This is a genomic window from Streptococcus ruminicola (assembly GCF_011387195.1).
GTDB classification, from domain to species: domain Bacteria; phylum Bacillota; class Bacilli; order Lactobacillales; family Streptococcaceae; genus Streptococcus; species Streptococcus ruminicola.
Window position 1 is genome coordinate 723,164 of sequence record NZ_CP046919.1, and the last position, 25,184, is coordinate 748,347.

Consider the following 25,184-nt stretch of genomic DNA (forward strand, 5'->3'; position numbering starts at 1 on the left):
TGAAATAAACCCCAGCTTAGCTGGGGCTTTTTGTGTACAAAAAAGAAGATGTTAAGACACCTTCTTTTTATTTCTCTTCACGATAAGCCATGAATGGTTCGCCAGCTGCTCTAAGCTTTTCTTGGCAATTTGGGCAAATACCGTAAGCAGTCAACTGAACCTTGGTAATCATGTAGCCAGTTTGTTCATAGGCTTCTTTACCGATGTCAATAGCGTCCACATCCATAAAGTCTGCAATATCACCACAACATTTACAAACGATGTTGATATGCTGATGTCCCATAAAGTCATAGTAAGTTGTTGTGTCGTTAGTCACTTTCAACTCAGCAACAAAGCCTTCTTCGACAAGGACTTTCATGTTGTTGTAAACCGTCGCTAAACTCATATTTGGATGTTCTGGCAACAAGTCTTTATATATCTTTTCAGCACTTGGGTGCTCATGGCTATTTATGATATAAGCGATAATGGCTTTACGAGTCTCCGTGATACGAATGTGTTTTCTCTTGAGATGCTCAATGACATTTTCATAGGCATCCAAAGGACGGTGATGGGTATGAATGTCCATTATGGCTCTCCTGTTCTATTTATTTAAAATCATTATAACATAGTTTAATTTTTGCATGTCTTGACACGCTCATTCATTTTATTATAAAAATCAGACGATTTCAAGTTTTCATAGCAAATCTTCACTTTTTTAATAGGGAAAACCACAATTTCAGTATTTTCATGACAACAAAAATGAGAAAATCCATTTTGAAAGAATCCTCTCATTTTCAATATTATTTACAAATTTTGATATTCAATCTTGATGCACTTGTTCATGACAATTTTGTCACGTCCTGCGGCTTGTAAGATGTCAGCCGCTTCTTGGCTTTCTAGACCTAGCTGAGCCCAAAAAATATCAGCATCCGTTTCGATAAAATCTTTGGCAACTTCTGGGAGAAACTCACTTCGTCTGAAAACATCAACAATATCAACGTGAACGGGAATGTCTTGGAGTCTAGCATAGGCTGTCTCACCAAGTACCTTCTCACCCGCTAAACGTGGGTTAACTGGGATAATCGTATAACCTGCTTCTTGCATCACCTTAGAAACACCGTAAGCTGGACTATTTTCACGCTTGGAAAGTCCCACAACAGCAATGTTTTTGGCACTTTTTAAATAATCAGCAATCACATCTTGGCTAGGATTTTGAAATGTTGTCATCTGGCTGCCTCCTAAGAACGATTTTTTATTAAGTATATCACAGTTGATAAAAAATAAGATGACAAAAACTTGCCACCTTATTTTAATATTATTTTGCTTCGTACCATGTTTGGCCTGCACTTTCGTCTGCCACAAGTGGGACAGAAAGTTCGATGGCTGATTCCATGGTTTCTTTGACTAATTTTTCAATAGCTTCTAGCTCGTCTTTTGGCACTTCAAGGATGATTTCATCGTGCACTTGTAGAAGCATTTTTGTCTTGAATTTACCTTCAACTAAAGCTTTATCAAGGTTAATCATAGCAATTTTGAGAATGTCGGCTGCGCTACCTTGAATTGGCGAGTTAATGGCTGTACGCTCAGCAAATTGACGCACGTTGAAGTTACGAGCATTGATATCTGGCAATTCGCGACGACGGTGGAAGAGCGTTTCAACATAGCCTTTATCTTTGGCATCACGCACCACGCGCTCCATGTAGTCTTTAATACCTGGGTAGCGTTCGAAGTAAGTCTCAATGTATTGTTTTGCCACTTTACGCGGAATACCAAGGTTATTAGCAAGACCGTAATCAGAAATACCGTAAACAATACCGAAGTTAACAGCTTTGGCGTTACGACGGTCATTTGGTGTGACGTCTTCAGCTTTTTCGATACCAAAGACACGCATGGCTGTTGACGTGTGGATATCTGCTCCCTCACGGAAAGCCGCAATCAAATGTTCATCATTTGAAATGTGAGCAAGTACACGTAACTCGATTTGTGAATAGTCAGAGCTTAATAGTACTTCGTCTGCTGTTTCTGGGACAAATGCCTTACGAATCAAGCGCCCTTGTTCCAAACGCACTGGAATATTTTGCAAGTTAGGATCAACACTAGACAAACGTCCTGTCTGCGTCAAATCTTGAAGGTAGCGAGTATGAATTTTTCCGTCTTTTAAGATGAAATCTTGCAAACCAACGATGTAAGTTGATTGGAGTTTTGCGATTTGGCGGTATTCCAAAATCTTAGATACGATTGGTGAGATTGGTGCCAAGCGTTCCAAAACATCAACTGCTGTTGAATAACCAGTCTTGGTTTTCTTAGTGTAGCTTGTTGGCAATTGCATCTTTTCAAAGAGCAGTTCACCCAATTGTTTTGGCGAGTTAATGTTAAATTCCATACCAGCAAGGTCATAGATTTCTTGTGTCAAGTTGTCAATGACTGCTTGGTTGGCTTTTTCCATTTCTTGGAGCGTTTCTTTTTTAACTGAAATACCCGCAATTTCCATCTTAGCAAGAACATTTGCTAGAGGTTGTTCCATGTCAAAAAGAAGGCTTGCTTGTTGATGCTCTGTCAACTTATCTAGCATGACTTTTTCAGAATGGTTCAAAACCACAATCTTACGCGCTAAATGGCTGAGCAGCACTGCTTTATCTGGGACAGCACGTTTAACACCCTTACCGTAAACAGCTTCATCGCTATCAAGGACATACTCTGTGTATAAACGAGCAATGGTTGACAGTTCATTATCATCAACGGTTGATAAAAGGTATTTTGCTAAGCGACTATCAAATGCTGGCGCTGGCAAATCAATACCTAAATGACTAAGAAGAACTTTGCTACGTTTGAAATCGTAAGTTTTGATTGGTTTAGCTAACGCTGCTTTAAACAAATCATCTTTTAGAAGTTCAAGATTTGTTGAAGCATAGATAGCCTTGTCATTTCCCCAAGCAAAGCCAATGATGCTTTCAACGTGATAATTATCACCCAAGATTTCAAAATAGAAAAATTGGTCATCTGTGAACATGTCTGCACTCAAACTGTCCACTTCAGTGTAGGTCACATCAAATTTTTCTTGTTTCTTAGCAGCACCAAGATTATCTTTAAACTGTTTGAATCCCATTTCATCATAAAATGGCACAAGTTTTTCCAAATCAGGTCCAGTGTAGTCGATATCATCTAAACCAATCGCAATCGGAGCAGTGATATTGATTGTCGCCAAAGTCTTAGACAAGAAAGCTTGTTCTTTATCGTTAATCAAGTTTTCTTTCATCTTAGATTTCTTCATGCCGTCGATGTTTTCATAAACACCTTCAAGACTGCCGTACTCTAAGAGAAGTTTAAGACCTGTCTTTTCACCGACCTTAGTAACACCTGGAATGTTATCAGATTTATCACCCATGAGGGCTTTTAGGTCGATAAATTGTTTTGGCGTGATGCCCATTTTTTCCATGAGATAAGCTGGAGTGAATTCTTCAAACTCAGCGACACCTTTTTTAGAAATCTCAACGGTTGTGTTGTTATCCGCAAGTTGGATAAGGTCTTTATCTCCGCTGACGATGGTTACATCATATTCATCTTCGTTCTCTGCTAATTTATCCAAAGTTCCGATGATGTCATCAGCTTCATAATTTTCCAATTCATACCACTTGATACCAAGCGCTGTTAACATTTCACGGATGTATGGCAACTGCTCACGGAATTCATCTGGTGTTTTGGCACGACCAGCTTTGTAATCTTTGTACATTTCTGTACGAAAAGTTGTCTTACCAGCATCAAAAGCAACCAAAACATGCGTTGGCTGAATTCTTTCTAATAAGTGATTGAGCATAAGGTGAAAACCGTAAATGGCATTTGTATGAAGACCTGCTCGGTTTTTAAAACGATCAATCTGATTATACAGTGCGAAAAAGGCACGATAAGCTACAGATGACCCATCGATTAATAATAATTTTTTCTTGTTTTCCATGGCTTTATTATAACATATATTGACCACATCTGATTTTTAAGAGATTAATTCTTTTACTTAAGATTCATTTAAGCAAGTCTCCTTATACTATACTCATTCCTAAAAACTTTCACAGCTAGCATTGCTAGCCTGCATTCACCCGAAACCTCCCAAAACAACTGGGTGGATGCATCCTTTTTCATAATCTCCTTAAAGTCTAGCCGCCTCGGTTAGGCTTTTTGAAATTTAAAAACAGCAATCTTTAAAAGATTGCTGTTTTATTATAATCCATTCAACAAAAGCATTAAAATCGGAATAACAAGCATAGTTAAAATGGTTGATTCGGTTACCGTGATTGCTGCGTAATCACTGTCTGCACCGTAAAGTTTTGCAACAACTGGGGCATTTGTCATGACTGGCATAGCTGACTGAATAATGAAGACTTCTTTCATCAGTTGTGGCATTTGAGTGTGGCTAACAATCACCATCATTAACAGCGGAGCTACAACAAAACGTCCTAAAAGGACCAAAACATTGTCTTTACTAAAACGCAGACGTGACAGCCCTGCATTTGCCACCGAAATCCCGATAAAAATCATAGACAAAGGAATCGTCAGATTTCCCAGATATTGGAAATCACTGAGCAAGAAAGCTGGTAGTTTGATGTTTAGAAGAACTAAAATCACGCCAATAATGAATCCCATAAGTGGCGGAGAAAAGATTTTCTTTAGCGTGCCTCGAAAATCAAGAGTAACTTCTTTACGTCCATCCTTTTGAATCAAATACGTTCCAATCGTCCAAAAGAATGTGGTGTTACACATGTAGTAAACCAAGACATACGGAATGCTTTTATCCCCAAAAAGTGCTTGATTAATTGGCAGACCAACAAAAATCGTGTTGGAATTAAAAAACATAGAAACAAATAAGCCTCGGTGCTTTTCATCAATCAAAAACAGCTGAGCAACTGCCATAGCAATAGCAAGTAAAATCACCATTGAAATTGCTGGAAAACGCAGCTGGGGCAACATTTCAAGCATTTCTTTTGCCGTGAAACGTCCGACAATCGTTGATATCATGTAACAAGGAAGAGCTACTTGCGTCACTAACTTAGCTATCAAATTTGGTGCTTTGTCGTCAAACCATCCTTTTTTGGTCAAAACATAGCCAACCATAACCATGACTAGAATAATTAAAACACCCGAAAAACTGCTCACAAACCGTGTCATTGCTCACTTTCCTTTTCATCTTTTTGTTTCAGTATAGCATATTTTTAACGCTTTCTTAAACACTTTTAGTAATATTATTTATTCTAGCAAAAAAGCCCGAGAACTTCGTCCCAGACTCTTTATCTATTCAATCTTATTCTTCATTTTCTGAATCGAAAATTTGCTCGACATGGTCATGAATATCTTCTTTGATTTCTTTTGTTTCAACGACTGACTCTTCACCTAATTGTTGATATTCTACTTTATCTTTCTTGGTAAATTTCTTATCATCGTCATATTTTTTTGAAATCAAGGAAATCATGCGGCGACGCAAATGTTTTTCATCTTGGACATTACTCTTTTCGCGAATCCAAGCTTGAAGTAACACAACCAGCATAACCATACCGATGTAACCAAGAACTGGGTACATAATAGAAACAAGTTGTTTGAAACCAAGGAATGACAAGGCATAACCACTAATAACAAAAACAATCAAGTAACGTTTGAATTGACTTCCACCTTGAGTTTCAGAAAAACGTTTAGCTAGTGCATAGTACAAACTAAAAGCCGTATTGAAGATAAGCCCGAACACCACAATTGCGTAAGCTAAGGCAAACCACGGATGAATCTCATTAGCAAGTACTAGCATTGGAATATCTGCTGAAGCAAGCTTTCCAACATTGACAAATAAGACAAGTGATGTCACAGCGATAATAAGACCAACAATCGCACCACCAAGGGTACCACCTTTTTCAGCCACGCCTATACGAATGATTGAACCACCAAGGACAAAAGCCATTGATACCCCAGTCATCACACAGATGGCAAAGTAATTAAGAACTGATACCCAAATATTTGGCATATTTGTCGGCAAGGTCTTAGCAACTGCATTCAACTGAGTAAAGTCAAATGATTGTCCAATAAGCGTATGACCAGCAATAATCAGCACCATGATAATAACAATCGGTGTAAAAATCCCGATAATCTGAGTAATTTTTTCAAAATCAAGAAAGCTGACAAAAATAACAAGGAGAGCACAGATTAAAGCTCCTAACCAAGTCGGTAATCCAAATTGTTGATTAAGGTTAGACCCCGCTCCTGCTAGCATGACAAAGCCGATAACATAACAAGAAACAATCAAAGCAATATCAAGCACGCGATTTGTAAATGGGTGAGCGATTTTAGAAAGCACTTCTGAGTGGTCATTCGAACGATAGTAACTTCCTAATGTCACGATAATACGCCCAAAGATAGCATTCAAAATCCCTAAAACAACAACGCCAATCATTCCCCAGACCCCGAATCCGACAAAATATTGCATCAAATCCTGTCCTGAAGAAAGCCCAGCACCAACAATAATACCAACATAAGCCAGTGCAATTGATAAAATTCGTTTAACCATTTTTCCTCCTTTTTAAATCAGGCAACATTAATAGGTTATCAAAAGCAGATTAAACAAACGTTACTTTTGTAACACGGGAATAACAGTTATTATTTTTTAATTAATTATTTCTCAGCTTTATTTTAACACAAAACCCCGCCAGAAAGCTGAATCGCACCCCAAAAGTTAGACAAAAAATCTAACGATTGGGGTGCTTTTTGTATGAAATTAAGTTATGAAGACAGGGTTCAACTCTATGAATTACGCCAAAATGGAGAGTCGATTAACTCCTTATCAAAAAAGTTTAGTATTGATAAGGATTATATTAAATATATGTTTCGACTGATTGATAGGTATGGAATAGGTATCGTCAAAAAAAGGAAAATCTGCTTCTGTGAGCGTTGTTGGGTTCTCTCCTCTAATAATAGCTTCAACTTCTTTAGCTTCATTTGGATAGGCTGTTTTGTAGTCTGCGAGCATTTCTAACCATTTTTGATATGCTGCAACCCCACGCATCTCTACATTTTCTTTAAAATCATCATAAACCTCTTCGGGAACGTCAAACGGTGGATACTCCCAGCCAAGATGACGTCGTGTGGCAGCTGTTTCTTCAGCACCGAGTGGAGCTCCGTGAACTGCATTGGTTCCACCTTTTGTTGGTGCACCGTAGCCAATCGTTGTTTTAATTTCAATCAAGCTTGGCTTGTTAGAAGCTTTTGCTTCTTCGATAGCAAGACTAATGGCATTGATATCTGTGCCATCTTCAACAATAGCAGTATGCCAACCATAAGCATTGTAGCGTGCACGAACATTTTCAGTAAAAGGCAGCATTTGTCTCACCATCTAGGCAAATATCATTTGAATCATAAAGAACAATCAACTTATTCAATTGCTGTTTAGCTGCGTAAGATGATGCTTCGCCAGACACTCCTTCCATAAAGTCACCGTCACCAGCGATAACATAGGTATAGTGATTGAAAATTGGAAAATCTGGTTTATTGTATTTTGCAGCTAAGAAACGTTCCGCCTGTGCTAGTCCGACAGCCATAGAAATCCCTTGACCTAGTGGTCCAGAGGTTGCATCCACACCACCAGTATGACCGTATTCAGGATGACCTGGCGTTTTTGACGCCCATTGACGAAAATATTTCAAATCATCAATTGTAACGTCAAATCCTGACAAATGAAGAAGAGCATAAAGCAACATTGAACCATGCCCTGCTGATAAAATGAAGCGGTCGCGATTAATCCAGTTTGGAACAGCTGGATTGACATGTAAATGTTTAGTGTAAAGACTGTACGCCATTGGAGCAGCTCCCATAACGACTCCTGGATGACCTGATTTGACTTTTTCAATGGCATCAATTCCAAAAAACGAATAGCATTAACAGATAAAGGAAGTGTGCAAAAATGTACTGAACTTTTTGAAACACTCCCTTGAATTCTATTACTACTAAAAATGACAAAAAGAAAAAAGCTGAGACTAACGCCCAGCTTCGTTTACTTAATGGATAGCTATCATTACAAAAATTTATTTCTTCAAATTATCACGCCATGTGGCTGGTTTGAATTCGTCAATGATTGGAAGCAAACGTTTATCCACATCAATTTGCAAGACAGAGTTAAAGTTGTTAGTCGCAATCATTTGACCAGCAAAGCCGACAATAACGACGATTTCTTTGTCGTCAAAGAATGTTCTTAATTTTTCAAAGAGTTCATCAGACACAGCAGTTGGGTCTTTTACGATTGAACGTCCTAATTCTGTCAAAACTTCTTCACGCTCATCATAATTCAAATTCGCTGGGTCAAGACCAAGTCCTTTCACATCACTAATGAAAAAGAGTGAGCAGAGTTGACATGAATTCGTTGTTGAGATAGCATGCGCATAAAGGATAGCGTCTTTTTCACCAACAACTTCTACCAAACGTTGCCATGATGTGTACCAACCCATGTAAGCGTCATACGTTGCCGCATCGTTTAAAAGTCCTTTTTTCATATTAGTCACAGCATTACGACCTGCCAATTCTTCGTAACGTTCTTTTTCTGCTCCTGTTGTTTCACCAAGTTCTACCAATTTAATTCTTGCCATTTTTCAGTCTCCTTTTCTATTTCTTAAAGTGCTAATCTCAAAATGTCTTGTATTTTTGCGGCATCTAGCAATTCATAATGCCCGACATTTCCATTTCTAGTAGCACGTTTTGCCATAATCTCAAAATCTTTATCATCAATGTCTAGTTCTGTTAAAGTTGTCTTCAAACGCAATGATTTAAAAAATGCTTCTAATTTTTCTGCGAGGATAAGAGCTCTCTCTTTCTCATTATAATCATGGGCGTCTACACCAAATACTCTGCTAGCAAGCAAAGCAGGGCGCCAAGGTTTTCTGTCTGCCACATATCGAATCCACGCCAGCAATACAACAGCCATGCCCTCACCATGGACAATATGATACTGTGCTGACAATTCATGCTCAATTCGATGAGAACCCCAGTCCGCACTACGTCCAGCATCTAAGAAATTATTGTGAGCCACGCTAGCCAACCATTGGATTTCAGCACGCGCATTAATATCACTCAAATCCTTCAACAACCGCTCAGCATTTAAAAACAATGCCCGAACCGCTCCTTCAATAAGGTAATCTGTCACATCTGAATGCTTCGTATCTGAGAAATACCTTTCCAAAAGGTGTGCTAACACATCCGCAATTCCAACTGATGTTTGATAAAGCGGCAAGCCCACCGTATATTTGGGATTCATGATAGCGAATTTTGGAATAATACGGTCATCTTCAAAGCCCAGCTTCCACTCACCATTTGAAATAATGGAAGCATTTGATGTTTCTGAGCCACTTGATGCTGTTGTGGCAATGACACCAATATTTAATACCTCTTCTGGCAAAATTCCCTTATCAAAGAAATCCCACACATCTCCATCATATGGCACTCCAAGAGCAACAGCTTTAGCCGTATCAATAGAACTTCCACCACCAACAGCCAAAACAAAATCAACCTTGTCTTTTTTGCCTTGCTCGACCAATTCTCGAACCAAATTAACCTCTGGATTGGGGACCACATTGCCATTCTCACTAAATGCAATGCTTAGCTCTTCAACAGCTTCCTTAATAACGGTATAAATTCCCAAATCTTTGATAAACTCTCCGCTATATACAAGTAAGAGTGAGGTTACCTTATTTTCTTTTAACAAGGCTGTTAATTTCTGCTCGCTATCCTCTCCAAATACGATTTTGGCTGGATTATAATACTCAAATCCAATCATTTTTACTCCTTTATTCTCTTAATCCAAAGGCACGACAGCACCATCATATTTTTCTTCAATAAACGACTTAATTTCAGAACTTTGGAGCACTTCAACCAATGTTTTCAAAGCCTTGTCATTTTTCTTGTCAGGTGAAGTTGCAATGATATTGGCATACGTTTTAGCTGCAAGACCATCATTAGCTTCGACTGCCAAAGCTTCGCCAACTTTCAAACCACCTTCAATGGCATAATTCCCATTAATGACAGCAATATCAACATCTGGAAGTGCTGAAACTAACTGTTCAGGAGCCAATTCTTTAAATTGAATATTTTTCGGATTGTCTGTAATATCTTCGACAGTTGCATTAATGCCAGCATCGTCATTTAAGGTAATAATCCCCTCTTGAGCCAGCAAGAGAAGTGCACGTGCTTCATTGGTCACGTTATTTGGAACAGCAACCACAGCACCATCAGGCAACGCTGATAATTTTGTCACACGTCCAGCGTAAATTCCAAAAGGTTCATAGTGAATAGCACCAATTGAAACCAAATCTGAATCATTTTCTTTGTTAAATTGGTCTAGGTAAGGAACGTGTTGGAAATAGTTGGCATCCAAACTTCCTTCAATAACTCCCGTATTTGGTGTAATCGAATCCTCGAGTTTTACAATTTCTAGCGTAATCCCCTTTTTCGCCAAAATTGGTTTAGCTTCTTCGAGAATTTCAGCGTGCGGTGTGATATTTGCCCCAACTTTTATCACCGTATTACTATCTGAATTACTAGTTGACGTAGCTGCTTGACTAGCGCCGCATCCTGTCAAAATAGCTGCCAAAAAACTTGTCACGACTAACGATAAAACTTTCTTTTTCATAATCTGCATCCTTTTCTTTTCATTAATCCATTTTCATAACCTAAATATTTTGGTACTTTTCCTAATTTCTTTGAATTTTCTTTTTCAAAATCTCTTTTTATGATTTTCTTTTCTTTTTAGCAAGCAAGCCACCGACTTCTTGGATAATCATCACCATAATCACCAGTAAAGCCACCGTTGACCAAAGAACATCCTTTTGATAACGATAATAACCATACTGTAAAGCAATGGCACCTAAACCGCCACCACCGATAACACCAGCCATAGCTGAATAACCTAAAACAGTAGCAACATTGATAGCAGCACCTTGTAAAAGGGATGGCGTTGCTTCTGGCAAAATAAAGTGCAAAATAATGTACAACGGTGATGCTCCCATAGCCGTTGCAGCTTCAATAATCCCTGGCTGAACTTCGCATAATGACGCCTCTACCATTCGCGCCACAATTGGAACTGTTCCAATCGTTAAAGGCACAATGGAAGCAATCGTTCCTATCGAAGACCCTGTTACCAGCCGTGTAAAAGGGATTAAAAGCACCAGTAAAATCAAGAATGGCAATGACCTTAAAACATTGACAATAACTCCTAAAATAAGATTAACAATCCGATTTTCTAGAAGCTTTCCCTGAGCTGTTGCATACAAAATAATTCCCAGAGGTAAGCCGATAAGATAAGCAAGCAAGGCAGAAAAGAACGTCATCTCTAGTGTCTCTAACACGCCAAGTTGAATAGCTTCTATGATGTATTGACTCATTCTTTAATCACCTCCGATAAACTAAGCCCATTTCTTTTCAAAAAATCAATAATGATTTCTTGGTCTGTGGTATCTGGCGGAAGTTCCAAAACCATTTGACCATAGCCTATGCCACCAACGCTTTTCGTATTTGCACTGAGAATATTGACCTTTTTTCCTGTCGTTTCAACTAGATTGGCAATAAATGGCTCACTTGCAGCTAAACCATCAAAAACAATACGAATGAGACGACCATCTGGAGTAGACGGTGCAAAAGGATTCGTTGGGAAAACTAATTTTCGAGCTGCTTTTGATTTTGGATGGCGAAAAACTTCCTTAACCTCGCCAATTTCTGCAACTTTTCCATTATCAATGATTGCCACACGGTCACAAATCTTTTCAACCACAGACATCTCATGAGTGATGATAACAATGGTGATTTTCCTTTTTTCATTAATCTCTTTTAATAACGCTAATATCTCACTTGTTATCTTAGGGTCCAAAGCACTGGTTGCTTCATCACATAATAGTACCTTTGGGTCAGCCGCAAGAGCTCTGGCAATCGCTACTCTCTGCTTCTGCCCACCAGACAATCTTGCTGGGTAAGTATTTTTCTTATCGGATAAACCAACAATAGCAAGCATTTCCTCAGCGATTTGCCGCCTTTTTGCTTTATCAACGCCAATAATTCGTAACGGCTGCTCAACGTTTTGAATCACTGTCTTTTGTTGCAAAAGATTAAAACCTTGAAAAATCATGGAGATAGAATGTCTCACATCCCTAAGTTCCTCTGTTTTTAAACTAGCTAAATCTTGATCGTAAAATCTAACCGTCCCAGACGAAACATCCTCCAAACGATTTAAAGTTCTTACCAACGTTGACTTTCCAGCGCCACTCATCCCAATAATGCCAAATATCTCTCCCTCATGGATGGATAAACTGACATCTTTTAAAGCCATAAAATCTTTTCCATCATTTTTGTATGTCTTTGAAATATTTTCCAACTCAAATACATTTTTGACCAATGAATCACCCCGTCATTCCTAACTCACTTCACACATAACTCATAACTTTTAATGCCAACGCCACTCAAGAACGCTAAACTTTATCCCAAAATCTCCTAAAAACTTTTAACTCCTTTTGACCACTATATTAATAATGGTCTAAAGCACCACCTCCATCTCAAAAACAACCAACATAAGCCTTGAGCCTTGCTATTTCAAGTATCAGGCTTATTAATAATACCAACAAATTGATATTTTTTTCTTCTCATAGGTATATCCTTTTTCTTTTTTAGGGTACGAAAAAAGGAGCTCCATTAACGAAGCTCCCAGGCAACTGGCTACAAATAATCTCTAAAGCGAAGACTATACTGTATCGGGACGTACAGACACGCAATCGAACGCCCCAGCCAGATAAAATGCCTGGGAATTTTGCATTCGACAACACATGACAGTATTTTTAATGTTAACGTTACGATTTAGCATGTCTGTTCCTCCTTTTTCAACGGTTTTCTAAAATAATTGAAATTATGATAACACCATTCACCTACTATGTCAATAGTTTTTTAGGAAAATTTTAAATTTTCTGTTTATTATCATAACTAAAGTACCTAATAGACTACCATTAATAAGATTTTCTTTCTATCGTTGCTAGTAACACTCATGAATTGTCTAAAAATACTCATCATGCACCAAAAAAATTTGCTTTCACAATATCTCCTACGGTATAATAAGCCCTGTTAGAAAGGTGGTTACCCATGATATCAACAAGAGGACGTTACGCTATTCGAGTAATGATTGACCTCGTCGAAAATAACAATGACAACTATATTCCACTCAAAGACATCGCTGAAAGACAAGAAATTTCCAAAAAATACCTAGAAATTATCGTTAAAGAAATGGTATCAGGTGGCTTGCTCATCGGTGCCAGTGGAAGAGGGGGAGGTTATAAACTTCGTCGAAAACCTGAAGAATACACTGTTGGAGAAATTCTTGAACTCATGGAAGGTACACTGTCATCCATTGCTTGCCTCGCTGACAAATCCTTTGACTGCCCACGAAAAAACAAATGTAAAACTCTTCCCATGTGGACAGAATATGACAATCTCGTCCACGACTTTTTCTACAACAAAACCATCCTCGACCTTGTCAATAATTAAATCTATTCAAGACTCTTAAGATATCTTAGGAGGCTTTTTGACATCAAAAAACCACTGAAACCAAGATTTCAGTGGCATAGAAAATATGAAAAGAAAAGTTTAGGAGTGATTTTAGTATATTGAGAAGAACTTAAACTATCCTAAATTTTCTTGATAAGAACAAGTTGATTTAGATATTTGCCCAAACTGATTCGAGAATGTTAGTTTGATCGCGATCTGGTCCAACTGAGAATGTTGAAATGCGAACACCAACGAGTTCACCAACACGGCGAACGTAGTTACGAGCATTTTCTGGAAGTTCATCAAGGCTACGGCAACCTGTGATGTCTTCTGACCAACCTGGCAATTCTTCGTAGATTGGTTTACAACGTTTCAATTGTTCAAGGCTTGCTGGGTAGTGGTCGATACGTTGACCGTCAAGGTCGTATGCCACACAGATTTTAACAGTATCAAGTCCTGAAAGAACGTCGATTGAGTTAAGTGACAAGTTTGTGATACCAGATACACGACGGCTGTGACGCATAACAACTGAGTCAAACCAACCAACACGACGTGGACGTCCAGTTGTTGTACCATATTCGTGACCAACTTCACGGATACGATCTCCAACTTCATCTAGAAGTTCAGTTGGGAATGGTCCATCACCAACACGACTTGTGTAAGCTTTACATACACCGACAACTTTATTGATCTTGCTTGGACCAACACCTGAACCGATTGTTACCCCACCAGCAACTGGGTTTGAAGAAGTAACAAATGGGTATGTTCCTTGGTCGATATCAAGCATGACACCTTGTGCACCTTCGAAAAGAACACGTTTACCAGCGTCAAGAGCGTCGTTCAAGATAACTGATGTATCTGTAACGTAATCTTTGATTTGTTGACCATATTCATAATATTCTTCAAAGATATCTTCAAATTTGATTGGTTCGCATTCGTACATTTTTTCGAAAAGACGATTCTTTTCTTCCAAGTTCACGCGCAAACGTTCTGCAAAGATGTCTTTATCCAAAAGGTCAGCAATTCGGATACCAACACGCGCTGCTTTATCCATGTAAGCAGGGCCGATTCCTTTGTTTGTTGTCCCAATTTTGTTATCACCTTTAGAAGATTCTTGTAAACGGTCAAGTTTGATGTGATATGGCAAAATAACGTGAGCACGGTCTGAAATACGAAGACTGTCTGTCTTAATACCTTCATCGTGCAAGTATTTCAATTCAGTTACCAATGATTTTGGATTAACAACTACACCATTTCCGATAACTGAGATTTTCTCTGGGAAGAAAATACCTGATGGAATCAAATGCAATTTGAATTTTTTACCGTCGATAACGATAGTGTGTCCTGCATTATCTCCACCTTGATAACGTGCAATCACTTCAGCATCTTGTGACAAGAAGTCAGTGATTTTACCTTTACCTTCATCACCCCATTGGGTACCAACAACTACTACTGATGTCATATTCTGTTCGATATTGATACGAAATCACCTAGCGAGCAAATAAAAACGATACTAACTTATCCAGCCTGTCGTCTCCATCTCCAAGCTAAAATTCGTATCTTCGTCCTTTCTCTACAACTTGGCAGGAATCTCACCTGCGAGTTTGTCTTACAATTCATTATATGACTTTTCTGCTTTTTTTTCAATATTCCACGGTAAAATATTATTTTTTCCGAACTTTTTTTGAAAAAGGGGATAAATATGACATTTTTTCTAACATAGTCTCAATTTTCTAAAAATTCTTAATATTTTTGTGCAAAAGTATAGCAATTCTTTGCATTTTCATAAACTTTTCCATAGAATAGGTATACATTACATACAATGGTAGAATTTGCCATAATAATAATTGAAAATCAACGGAGATACATAGATATGAACATCAATAGTTTATTACAAGATTCGTCTAAACATTTACCAATCTTGCAAGCAACTTTTGGTTTGGAAAGAGAAAGCTTGCGGATTAATCAACAAGGCAAAATTGCTCAAACAAGCCACCCAACCTGTCTTGGAAGTCGTTCTTTTCACCCTTATATTCAGACAGATTATAGTGAAGCTCAGATGGAACTTATCACTCCTATCGGGCAATCAACCAAAGATGCCCTACGTTTTTTAGGAGCCATTACAGACGTTGCAGGGCGCTCGATTGATAAGGATGAATACCTCTGGCCTCTATCAATGCCACCTCAAGTCAGTGAAGATGAGATTCACATTGCTCAATTAGAAGATGATTGGGAGCGTCATTATCGTAAACATCTAGCTCAGGTTTATGGCAAAAAATTACAATCTATGTCTGGCATTCATTACAATATGGAGCTGGGAAAAGATTTGGTTGCTGCGCTTTTCCAACAAAGCGGCTATGATTCGCTCATCACCTTCAAAAACGACCTTTATCTAAAATTAGCTCAAAATTTCTTACGCTATCGTTGGCTTCTAACCTATCTTTACGGAGCTTCGCCAATCGCTGAGCAAGGATTTTTAAGTCACAAATTAGCTCAACCCGTTCGTTCTATTCGAAATAGTCAGTTTGGCTACGTGAACCGCAATAACATCCAAGTTTCTTATCAGAGTCTTGAAAACTACATTAATGATATCGAGCATTATGTAACTTCTGGTCAGCTTATTGCTGAAAAGGAATTTTATTCTGCTATTCGCCTTCGTGGCAGCAAACACATCCGTGATTATTTAACACAAGGCATCACTTACCTTGAAGTACGCTGCTTTGACCTTAATCCTTTTGATCATCGTGGAATCACCCAAGAAACACTTGATACTGTTCATCTTTTCGTTCTTGCTCTTCTCTGGCTTGATAGTAGCTCTGCTATTGACCAAGATATCGCTAAGGCTACTGAGCTTAATAATGTCATTGCTCTTAGCCACCCGCTTAAAAAATTACCACAAGAAGCACCTATTTCAGAAATCTTATCAGCTATGCAAGGCGTGATTGAACATTTTGACTTGCCATCTTATTACCAAGAATTGTTAAATCATGTCAAAGAACAAATCAAGAATCCTGAATTAACTATTGGAGGACGTTTACTAGAAAAAATTGATAATCTTTCATTAGAAACATTTGGTCAAAAACAAGGACAAGCTTTCCACGAGTATGCCCTTAAAGCTCCCTATGCTCTTAAAGGGTATGAATCAATGGAACTCTCTACTCAAATGTTAATGTTTGACGCTATCCAAAAAGGCCTTCACCTGGAAATCCTTGATGAGAATGATCAATTTATTAAATTATGGCATGGCGATCATATTGAATACGTTAAAAATGCCAATATGACTGCTAAGGACAGCTACATTACACCACTTATTATGGAAAATAAAGTGGTTACTAAAAAACTCCTCGCTCAAGCAGGATTTCCTGTTCCAGCTGGCCAAGAATTCAGCGATAAAGACAGTGCGCTCCGCTATTTCTCACAAATCAAAAATAAAGCTATCGTCGTTAAACCTAAATCAACTAACTTCGGTCTGGGAATTTCTATTTTTAAAGAACCAGCTGAACTGACAGCGTATCAAAAAGCCTTAGATATTGCATTTTCTGAAGATGATACCGTCTTAGTTGAAAACTTTATCGCAGGTACCGAATACCGTTTCTTCGTTCTTGATGGTAAATGCGAAGCTATTGTCTTGCGCGTGGCAGCAAATGTCGTTGGCGATGGCAAACACACCATTGCCCAATTGGTAGAACTCAAAAACCAGAGTCCTCTTCGGGGCCGCGGTCACCGCTCACCACTTGAAATCATTGACTTGGGAGCTGTCGAGCGTCTCATGTTAGAACAACAAGGTTACACTCCTGATGATATCCCAGCAAATGGTGTCAAAGTTGATTTACGCCGTAACTCTAACATTTCAACTGGTGGCGATTCAATTGATGTTACTGATATCATGCCATCAGATTATAAAGAATTGGCTGCCCAAATGGCTAGCGCTGTTGGAGCTTGGGTCTGCGGAGTTGATTTGATTATCCCAGATAAGACCTTACCAGCTAGCAAAGAAACACCAAATTGTGCTTGTATCGAATTGAACTTTAATCCTGCCATTTACCTTCACACTTACTGTCATGAAGGACCTGGACAACCCCTTGCTCCAAAAATCATCGCTAAACTATTTCCTGAGATTTAAAGATACCTAAAAAGCGAGGTCAGCTCGCTTTTTTGATTGTCCAAATTAAGCACGAGATGATTACGCTTTAACAGCCACAATACTAGCCCATCAAATTTGCTTTGTGTTATAATATTCTTATGGATAAACTTATAAAATCAATTTCAAAATCTGGTTCTTTCCGTGCTTATGTGCTTGATAGCACTGAGACTGTCAGAACTGCTCAAGAAAAACATCAAACACTTTCTAGCTCTACAGTTGCTCTAGGTAGAACGCTTATTGCCAATCAAATCCTAGCTGCCAATCAGAAAGGAGACAGCAAAGTAACCGTCAAAGTCATTGGTGATAGCTCACTTGGTCACATTATTTCTGTGGCTGATACTAAAGGACACGTTAAAGGCTACATCCAAAACACTGGCGTTGATGTTAAGAAAACTGCTACTGGTGAAGTCATGGTCGGCCCATTCATGGGTAACGGTCAATTCGTTGTTATTACCGATTACGGTACTGGTAACCCATACACATCATCAACACCACTTGTCTCAGGTGAAATCGGTGAAGATTTGGCTTTTTATTTGACTGAATCTGAACAAACACCTTCTGCTGTTGGACTTAATGTCCTTCTTGATGACGATGATAAAGTTGAAGTTGCCGGTGGCTTTATGTTGCAAGTTCTTCCAGGTGCTTCTGAAGAAGAAATCAACCGTTACGAAAAACGTATCCAAGAAATGCCTGCCATTTCAAAACTCTTGGAATCTGATGACCACATCGAAGCTCTTCTAAAAGCTATCTATGGCGAAGACGAATACAAAGTCCTTGCTGAAGATGAAATCGGCTTTAACTGTGACTGCTCACGTGAACGTTTCGAAGCTGCTCTTGTCACTCTTGGCAAAGATGAATTAAAAGCCATGAAAGACGAAGACCACGGTGCTGAAATCACTTGCCAATTCTGCGGTAAAACTTACAACTTCACTGAAGATGATTTGGAGGGCTTGATTAATGACTAATCTCAGCTCATCTTTCATGATTGGTGACGTTGAAATTCCTCACCGCACGGTTCTAGCACCCATGGCAGGGGTGACAAACTCTGCTTTTCGTACTATTGCCAAAGAATTCGGAGCTGGCTTAGTCGTAATGGAGATGATTTCCGAAAAAGGTCTCCTTTACAATAACGAAAAAACCCTTCACATGCTTCACATTGATGAAACTGAACATCCAATGTCTATCCAATTATTTGGTGGAGACGCGGATGGTTTGAAACGTGCAGCGGAGTATATTCAAGAAAATACAAAAGCTGACATCGTTGACATCAATATGGGCTGTCCTGTCAATAAAGTTGTCAAAAACGAAGCAGGAGCAAAATGGCTCAAAGACCCTGATAAAATTTATCACATCATCGATGAAGTCACTTCTGTTCTTGATATTCCACTTACCGTAAAAATGCGTACAGGCTGGTCAGATAACTCTCTAGCCGTTGAAAATGCCCTTGCTGCTGAATCAGCTGGTGTCTCTGCCCTTGCTATGCATGGACGCACACGTGAACAAATGTACACAGGTAAATGTGACCTTGAAACACTTGCTCGCGTTTCAAAAGCCATCACTAAAATTCCATTTATCGGAAATGGTGACGTGCGCAGCGTTCACGATGCGAAATACATGATTGAAGAAATCGGTGTTGATGCTGTTATGGTTGGACGCGCAGCCATGAACAACCCATACATCTTCACTCAAATCAATCATTATTTTGAAACTGGTGAAGAGTTACCAGATCTTCCATTTGCCAAAAAATTGGACATCGCAGAAGATCACCTCAAACGTCTCATTGACCTTAAAGGTGAAAAAATCGCTGTCCGTGAATTCCGTGGTCTAGCTCCACATTACCTACGTGGTACTGCTGGTGCAGCTAAAATTCGCGGAGCCGTCTCACGCGCAGAAACAATCGACGAAGTCAAAGAAATCTTTAACAGTTTGCGATAAGAAAAAAGTCCCAGATAACATTGTTATCTGGGACTTTTTATGTTAAAATTCCACATTTTTAAATTTCCTAAACCCAAAATAAGATAGCACTACAACATAAATGAAAGTCACAACCACAATGCCGAAAACAGCCTCCACAAGCTTACCTTCGTAAATCATTTGATTATAACAAGTTGGGTAAGCTAGGGCAACTGGACCACCGATAAGTGCAATAATTTCAGTTGCTGTTCCGATAATAACACCTGCTAGCAGCGCCACGCCACCGCTAAAATATAATGAAAAGAAAGCGGCTAGAAAAACAGATAGATAAAAATCTATAAATGATACACCAATGCTTAATAGAGTTTCTAACATTTCCTTAGCTGTTGCAGGAAATACTGCATGACTACCTAAAGGAAGTTTTACAACAGCACCATAGTGCGCTACAAGTGTAAAACCTAAAAATAGCACTCCAAAAATCGTGACAATTAAGCACAAACTAAGAATCTTAGCTATAAAGATTTTCTTTCTATCAATATCTTTATACAAAAACAGTAAAGAATTATCAATTTCTCGTTTAAAAACAGTGTGAGTCAAATAATAAAGTGCGAGAACTGGCAAAGTAATTGAATTAACTGTACCAAATAGCAAATTAAAGAACTCAATAAAACTAAATGTAGTTCCTGGATCTGCACTAAGTTTCATAAACTCTGAATCCGGGAAAAATGAAGATAGGTAAAATACTAACGGATACAAACTAAAGGCAAGAAAAATCTTTGTTTCTTTGCGTTTCCAGACAGAATCAAATACTGCTAAAAAAACATGTTTCATCGTATCTCACCCTTTCATAAAGACATCTTTAAGATGGTTTTCCTTAACATCAATACCTGCAATTAATTCATGACTAGCCAGAACTTCAAAGAGGTGGTTAAGGTCTTTCGCTGCTGTCACTGTTGAAATATCAAGTGAGTGCCCTTCTAGAACAACCGTTTCACTCAAGAATGGTTTTAAAACACTCAAATCTTTAGTTGTATCCAAGTCAACCACAAGACTTGGATTTTCTTTACCCTCAAAAGCATCCGCTAATTTTCCTGCTTCAATGTAGACATAACGACTACATAAAGCTTCCAATTCTCCAAGTTGGTGACTTGAAATCAACATTGAAATTTGACGTTCACTTGACCATGTTTTCAAAATGGTAATTAATTTTTGCACACCAATTGGGTCAAGCCCTACAAAAGGTTCATCCAAAATCAAGAAATCAGGCTCTGCAACCAAGGCAATCGCTAAAGCTGTACGTTGTTTCATCCCAAAAGAGAACCCTTTTGGCTTACGATGACGAGCATCCCAAAGCTCAACTAACTTCAAGGTACTTTCAATATTTGAATAAAGTTCCTCTTTGCCATGTAGTTTCAAATAAAATTTCAAATTATCGATAACAGACATCTCAGGATAAAAGACTGGGTCAATCATAATTCCAAAATCATCCAAAACATTGTCACGACTGTTGATATCAGTGCCATTGTAAGTGATTGTCCCACTAGTTGGTTTTTGAGATTTGGCAATCATTTTCATCAAAGTTGATTTACCAGCACCATTTTTCCCAATCAAACCAACAATCTCGCCCTTTTCAATCTCCATTGAAACATCAGAAAGCGAGTAGAAATCATTTCCCGCAAATTTTTTTGATAAATGTTCAATTTTAAGCATATTTTTCTCCTGATTCTTCCTGTAATCCTAGAATTCAATTTTTTTAAATTTATTTTTAGCTAACAAATACAAAATGCTAAAATACACGATTGATAAAATAGTTGCTATCAAAAATGATTTTCCAAAAGACAATTCTTTAATTAATTCAGCATAGCTATTAGGGTAAACATAGCGGAATGTCTTTAGCATAGGAGCTATCATAGAAAGAAGCGTAAATAGCACCCCATACAAAACAGCCACTAAAGTTTTTTTGCTGATGGCAATCCAAGCAATTAGAGATATTGTTATTAAATTCAAAGCAATCGTTGTTAATAAAACTAGTAAATTATTCTCAAAATCAAGAGAATGACTTGGTAATATTTTCATTTGTAGATTATATTTTGGGATAAGAATAGCATAATAAGTAACTACTCCAACAAATAAAGACAGAGCAAAATAAATGAAGTAAAGTAAAAATAAACCTTTCATTTTTGCTTTAAAAATATGATTTCTATTGATATCTTTATATAAAAACATAATGCCGTTATCAATTTCATCACGAAAAACTGAACTAACAATAAAAGCAATTATCAAAGTTGGAATAATTAACTTATATTGAGTATCTAAAGCACCAACAAGAAACGAAAAAAGATTTGAGGTAAAGCCACTCGTTGCCATAGTATCAATATTTTGATTCCCCATAAAAAAAGGAGTAACCAAAGGCAAAAGTGAGAACGCCAGCAAAATACTGACATCGCGTCGTTTAAAAATCGATTTAAATATAGCTGAAAACATACGTTTTTCTCCTAACTGTTATTTACAGGTTATTATAGATTAAATGCACCTCAACAGCTTAAAAATGTAATGAATGGTAGATATTTTGTCATGAATGGTTTTTTTGACAAATAAAAAAACGATTCCTCGAACCGTTTACCCCACTTTCATCTCTTGCCTAAACTGATAATCAGCGCTTGTCGTATTCAAGATAACATTATCATACTTATCTAAAATCTCTTTAACATTGGCTAGACCGATGCCTCGATTATCGCCTTTTGATGAAAAGCCTCGTTGGAAAATGGTCTTAGTATTGACCCTTTTCTTTTCTGTCGAATTTTCAACAATCAAAATATCGCTGCCCTTATCTTTAAAAAAGGCAAATACTAGGCTTGGTTTTTGGCAACTCTCAGCAGCCTCAATGGCATTATCTAAAAGAATCGAAAGAATTCTAATAAAATCCAATAACTCCATCTTAGGACTATCCATATAGTCCTCAACTTCCACTTTTAAAGCTATGCCTTTTTGATGAGCTTCCATTAATTTAGCTGAAATAATACTTTTGACTGATGGATTACTTATTTTAGCTAGATTTCCAATCTGATAACTATCTGTATTTAGCGATTTTCCAGAATCCACTAAAACAGTATCATAAATACTTTTAACAGCTGGCATGTCATTGTGATGAATTGCTTCATTTAAGCTAACCAGCAAATTCGTGTAATCATGCCTAAAGCCACGAATCTGCGTGTAAAGTGACTCAATATGCTCACTATACGAGGACATCGAATTGAGTTGCTGGTCCTTTAAACGAATCAACTCATTTTCTTGTTCTTTCTTCACTTCTTCACTGATATAAAAAAGAAAACTAATCATTATAAAGAAGTAGACTATTGGAAGAATTCTTCTAATATGAATAATATCAATCGACGTCTTAAACCAATCTTTAGTCTCAATATAATATAAAACCTCTAAACCAAATGTAGTAACTGAGTAAATTACAATTGAAGAAACAAAAGAATTAACAACTTTTTTTAATTTTAAATTATTCAATCCTGAGTGAATAATCTTATTATCTAGACGAACAAAATTGTAAAAAAGGTAACAAAAAATAGTTCCTAAAAATAAAGTAACAAAATCTGACCACCGATATTCCCACCAGTCATTTAAAGATAATTTAAAACAAAATAATATAAATGACGTTGCTAAGTTGATAAACATTGTTACCACAGAAAAAGGGAAAAAACTATAAAATAAAAATTGCGTTTTTGTCCAATTTAATTTATTTCTATAATTGACAACCATCAATACTATAGGCAATAAGAGAATTTCAAATAGACCTACAATATCATAATAAAATACCTCAAGAAACGTTAAAAACAATGGAATACCTAAGCAATATTTCCAGTTTAACTTATATAAGCTAATTTGGCGAAAAATTAATAGTATAATAACCCACTTTAAAAAGAAATGCCCTTCATATTCTAACGTTATTGGAAATTCAAAAAAGCTCATCCTCTATTTCTCCACTCTTTCGATTAATCCTTTTAGTTTCAGGCGTGACACAAAGCACGATTCATCGCCTTCGAAGTAGACGATATGGTTGGTGCGATCGATTTTGGTAACATTTTCTGGATTAACGACATAGGCACGGTGACTTTGGTAAAGACGTTCGTCTGCTTTTGCGATATCTGAAACCTTGCCATAAAATTCCATATGCCCTGTTTTTGTGGTTAAAATAACTTTGTGAATTGTTGATGATGTCTCGAAGTACAAAATATCCGAAAAAGGAACTTGAACGTGTGAATGCTCGTTTTTAAAGACAAAGGCATCACTTGCTACTGTGGTATCGACATTTTCAAAAGCATATACTAAAACAGATGATACTGCCTCTTGAAACTCCTCTTCATTTAGCCCTTTATCAATAAAATCAAGTGCCGCTACACGGTACTTATAAGTTACTGGCATAAATTCAGAGTGCGTCGTCACAAAAACAATCACTGCATTAGGGTCTTTAGCACGAATTTCACGCGCAATCTCCATTCCTTTTTTCTCTTCTCCTTTAATTTCAATATCTAAGAAAAAAAATTGATGATTCCCTTGTTCCTTGATAGCTTCCAAAAGCTGTTGAGGCTTCCCAAAAATCTCCAACTGACGGTATTTCAGTTGATTTTCTTTCATACAACGATTAATAGCTTGTTCCAAACGTGATTGTTGGAAAAAATCATCCTCTAACACAAAGATATTTAGCATTTTAAACTCCTATAAATTTTCCCAAGTTTGTATAACTTCTTTCAAGCAACGCCTTGAGCATTTGATGCTTTTGACCTTACTATTTATAAAAACAATCTGTTGATTTCCCTTATTAATCCCTTTGACATAAGCAAGATTGACCAGATATTTTTTGTGACAACGTGTAAAAATGTGAGGGGCTTGCTCTTTAATTTCCTTTAATTTCCCGTATATCTCATAACAAGCATCTTCTGTCACAATTTTCAAGACATGTGGTTTTCCTTCTATAGTCCCAATATAGTAAATATCCACAAGTTTAATTTTTATTGATACCCTTCCCTTTGTTACAATAATATAATCCATATAAAAAACCTCCTGGTAAGGTTATCATAACAAAGATTACTTTCCCAACTTACAATGTATAATGAATGGTAGTTATGATGTCATAAACGGTAAAAAAATGCTATTCATGACAAATAAACAACTATTCATTAGATTAATAAATTGTTAAACTAATATTTGCTACAATAACTTTGAAAGGAGGTTCTATGATTTATGTCATGCAACCAGTTTGGTACAATAAAAATTTCTATCGCATTATTAAAGATATTTTAACTGAACATTATCCTAATAAAGCAGTTAAATCTAGGTCTTTTTATAAACTTATTCCAAATCATAAAGCTCCTAATACTTATTTTATCATAAATGACGTACATTTAAAGGCCTGGAATGGTATTGAGGTCGCAAAAAAAATAAGATCAAAAGAGCCCCACTCAAATCTTATTTTAATCTCTAATGACCTTGACTACCAAAAAATTTATAGGACTCACCTTTGCTTTTTAGGTGTTCTAAATCTTTCTAAAATAAACCGAAACGATATCACAAACTACATCCATGATATCATCTAATCAAAATATTG

Annotated in this window: 22 protein-coding genes and 1 pseudogene; 5 read left to right on the plus strand and 18 right to left on the minus strand. The window is 37.3% G+C overall.

Features of this window, described 5'->3' with window-relative positions; genetic code table 11:
- Positions 1-67: 67 nt before the first annotated feature.
- The 11 genes and pseudogenes from perR to GPZ88_RS03775 all read right to left on the minus strand — a co-directional run bounded on the left by perR (position 68) and on the right by GPZ88_RS03775 (position 12,376).
- Entirely contained in the window at positions 68-565 is a 498-nt protein-coding gene (perR, locus tag GPZ88_RS03725) for a peroxide-responsive transcriptional repressor PerR (RefSeq protein ID WP_094139954.1), read from the minus strand.
- A gap of 218 nt (positions 566-783) precedes the next feature.
- Positions 784-1,206, minus strand: coding sequence for a CoA-binding protein (locus GPZ88_RS03730; RefSeq protein WP_033153516.1), 423 nt, complete (start codon positions 1,204-1,206; stop codon positions 784-786).
- Between the two features lie 88 nt (positions 1,207-1,294).
- Positions 1,295-3,931, minus strand: a complete 2,637-nt coding sequence (gene polA, locus GPZ88_RS03735; protein WP_166043458.1) for a DNA polymerase I — start codon at positions 3,929-3,931, stop codon at positions 1,295-1,297.
- 260 nt (positions 3,932-4,191) lie between these two features.
- A complete protein-coding gene (locus GPZ88_RS03740; protein ID WP_166043459.1) occupies positions 4,192-5,136 on the minus strand; it encodes an AEC family transporter in 945 nt (314 codons plus the stop codon).
- A gap of 133 nt (positions 5,137-5,269) precedes the next feature.
- Entirely contained in the window at positions 5,270-6,517 is a 1,248-nt protein-coding gene (locus GPZ88_RS03745) for a YkvI family membrane protein (RefSeq protein WP_157327395.1), read from the minus strand.
- Between the two features lie 336 nt (positions 6,518-6,853).
- A pseudogene (locus GPZ88_RS03750) lies at positions 6,854-7,939 on the minus strand (transketolase family protein); the annotation flags it as partial.
- Positions 7,940-8,027: 88 nt separating this feature from the next.
- Positions 8,028-8,585 (minus strand): carboxymuconolactone decarboxylase family protein, encoded by a 558-nt coding sequence (locus tag GPZ88_RS03755; RefSeq protein WP_166043461.1) that lies wholly within the window; start codon positions 8,583-8,585, stop codon positions 8,028-8,030.
- 23 nt (positions 8,586-8,608) lie between these two features.
- Entirely contained in the window at positions 8,609-9,769 is a 1,161-nt protein-coding gene (locus tag GPZ88_RS03760; RefSeq protein ID WP_166043463.1) for an iron-containing alcohol dehydrogenase, read from the minus strand.
- Positions 9,770-9,787: 18 nt separating this feature from the next.
- Complete coding sequence (locus GPZ88_RS03765; RefSeq protein WP_166043465.1) at positions 9,788-10,621, minus strand: MetQ/NlpA family ABC transporter substrate-binding protein; 834 nt, start codon at positions 10,619-10,621, stop codon at positions 9,788-9,790.
- A 97-nt stretch (positions 10,622-10,718) separates the two neighbouring features.
- On the minus strand, positions 10,719-11,372 hold the full coding sequence (locus tag GPZ88_RS03770) for a methionine ABC transporter permease (RefSeq protein ID WP_166043467.1): 654 nt from the start codon (positions 11,370-11,372) through the stop codon (positions 10,719-10,721).
- A complete protein-coding gene (locus tag GPZ88_RS03775) occupies positions 11,369-12,376 on the minus strand; it encodes a methionine ABC transporter ATP-binding protein (protein WP_166043469.1) in 1,008 nt (335 codons plus the stop codon). The genes GPZ88_RS03770 and GPZ88_RS03775 overlap by 4 nt, the downstream gene beginning before the upstream one ends.
- 734 nt (positions 12,377-13,110) lie before the next feature.
- Here GPZ88_RS03775 and GPZ88_RS03780 point away from each other — a divergent pair.
- On the plus strand, positions 13,111-13,512 hold the full coding sequence (locus tag GPZ88_RS03780; RefSeq protein ID WP_166043472.1) for an RrF2 family transcriptional regulator: 402 nt from the start codon (positions 13,111-13,113) through the stop codon (positions 13,510-13,512).
- Positions 13,513-13,681: 169 nt separating this feature from the next.
- On the opposite strand, the gene GPZ88_RS03785 is transcribed toward GPZ88_RS03780, so the two are convergent.
- The gene (locus GPZ88_RS03785; protein ID WP_074482359.1) at positions 13,682-14,974 is read right to left on the minus strand and encodes an adenylosuccinate synthase; all 1,293 of its coding nucleotides are present in this window, start codon (positions 14,972-14,974) and stop codon (positions 13,682-13,684) included.
- Positions 14,975-15,385: 411 nt separating this feature from the next.
- Between GPZ88_RS03785 and gshAB the strand changes: the two genes are divergently transcribed.
- The 3 genes from gshAB to dusB all read left to right on the plus strand — a co-directional run bounded on the left by gshAB (position 15,386) and on the right by dusB (position 19,591).
- A complete protein-coding gene (gene gshAB / locus GPZ88_RS03790) occupies positions 15,386-17,635 on the plus strand; it encodes a bifunctional glutamate--cysteine ligase GshA/glutathione synthetase GshB (RefSeq protein WP_166043474.1) in 2,250 nt (749 codons plus the stop codon).
- A 119-nt stretch (positions 17,636-17,754) separates the two neighbouring features.
- Positions 17,755-18,621: an Hsp33 family molecular chaperone HslO gene (hslO, locus tag GPZ88_RS03795; protein ID WP_166043476.1), complete on the plus strand. Its 867-nt coding sequence runs from the start codon at positions 17,755-17,757 to the stop codon at positions 18,619-18,621.
- Entirely contained in the window at positions 18,614-19,591 is a 978-nt protein-coding gene (gene dusB / locus GPZ88_RS03800; protein WP_166043478.1) for a tRNA dihydrouridine synthase DusB, read from the plus strand. Before hslO ends, dusB begins: the two co-directional genes overlap by 8 nt.
- A 42-nt stretch (positions 19,592-19,633) precedes the next feature.
- Here the strand turns inward: dusB and GPZ88_RS03805 are convergent, their stop codons facing one another.
- The 6 genes from GPZ88_RS03805 to GPZ88_RS03830 form a co-directional block, all read right to left on the minus strand.
- Positions 19,634-20,401, minus strand: a complete 768-nt coding sequence (locus GPZ88_RS03805) for a hypothetical protein (RefSeq protein ID WP_166043480.1) — start codon at positions 20,399-20,401, stop codon at positions 19,634-19,636.
- A gap of 6 nt (positions 20,402-20,407) precedes the next feature.
- Positions 20,408-21,280, minus strand: coding sequence for an ABC transporter ATP-binding protein (locus GPZ88_RS03810; protein ID WP_166043482.1), 873 nt, complete (start codon positions 21,278-21,280; stop codon positions 20,408-20,410).
- 27 nt (positions 21,281-21,307) lie between these two features.
- A complete protein-coding gene (locus GPZ88_RS03815) occupies positions 21,308-22,054 on the minus strand; it encodes a hypothetical protein (RefSeq protein ID WP_039697807.1) in 747 nt (248 codons plus the stop codon).
- A gap of 135 nt (positions 22,055-22,189) precedes the next feature.
- Positions 22,190-23,548 carry a sensor histidine kinase gene (locus tag GPZ88_RS03820; RefSeq protein WP_166043484.1) on the minus strand — a complete coding sequence of 453 codons (1,359 nt, stop codon included), beginning with the start codon at positions 23,546-23,548 and terminating at the stop codon, positions 22,190-22,192.
- 3 nt (positions 23,549-23,551) lie between these two features.
- On the minus strand, positions 23,552-24,286 hold the full coding sequence (locus GPZ88_RS03825; protein WP_133017806.1) for a response regulator transcription factor: 735 nt from the start codon (positions 24,284-24,286) through the stop codon (positions 23,552-23,554).
- 9 nt (positions 24,287-24,295) lie between these two features.
- Complete coding sequence (locus GPZ88_RS03830; RefSeq protein ID WP_166043486.1) at positions 24,296-24,628, minus strand: LytR/AlgR family response regulator transcription factor; 333 nt, start codon at positions 24,626-24,628, stop codon at positions 24,296-24,298.
- Positions 24,629-24,813: 185 nt separating this feature from the next.
- On the opposite strand from GPZ88_RS03830, the gene GPZ88_RS03835 reads away from it, so the two are divergent.
- Positions 24,814-25,173, plus strand: coding sequence for a response regulator (locus tag GPZ88_RS03835; RefSeq protein ID WP_166043488.1), 360 nt, complete (start codon positions 24,814-24,816; stop codon positions 25,171-25,173).
- Positions 25,174-25,184 lie beyond the last annotated feature (11 nt).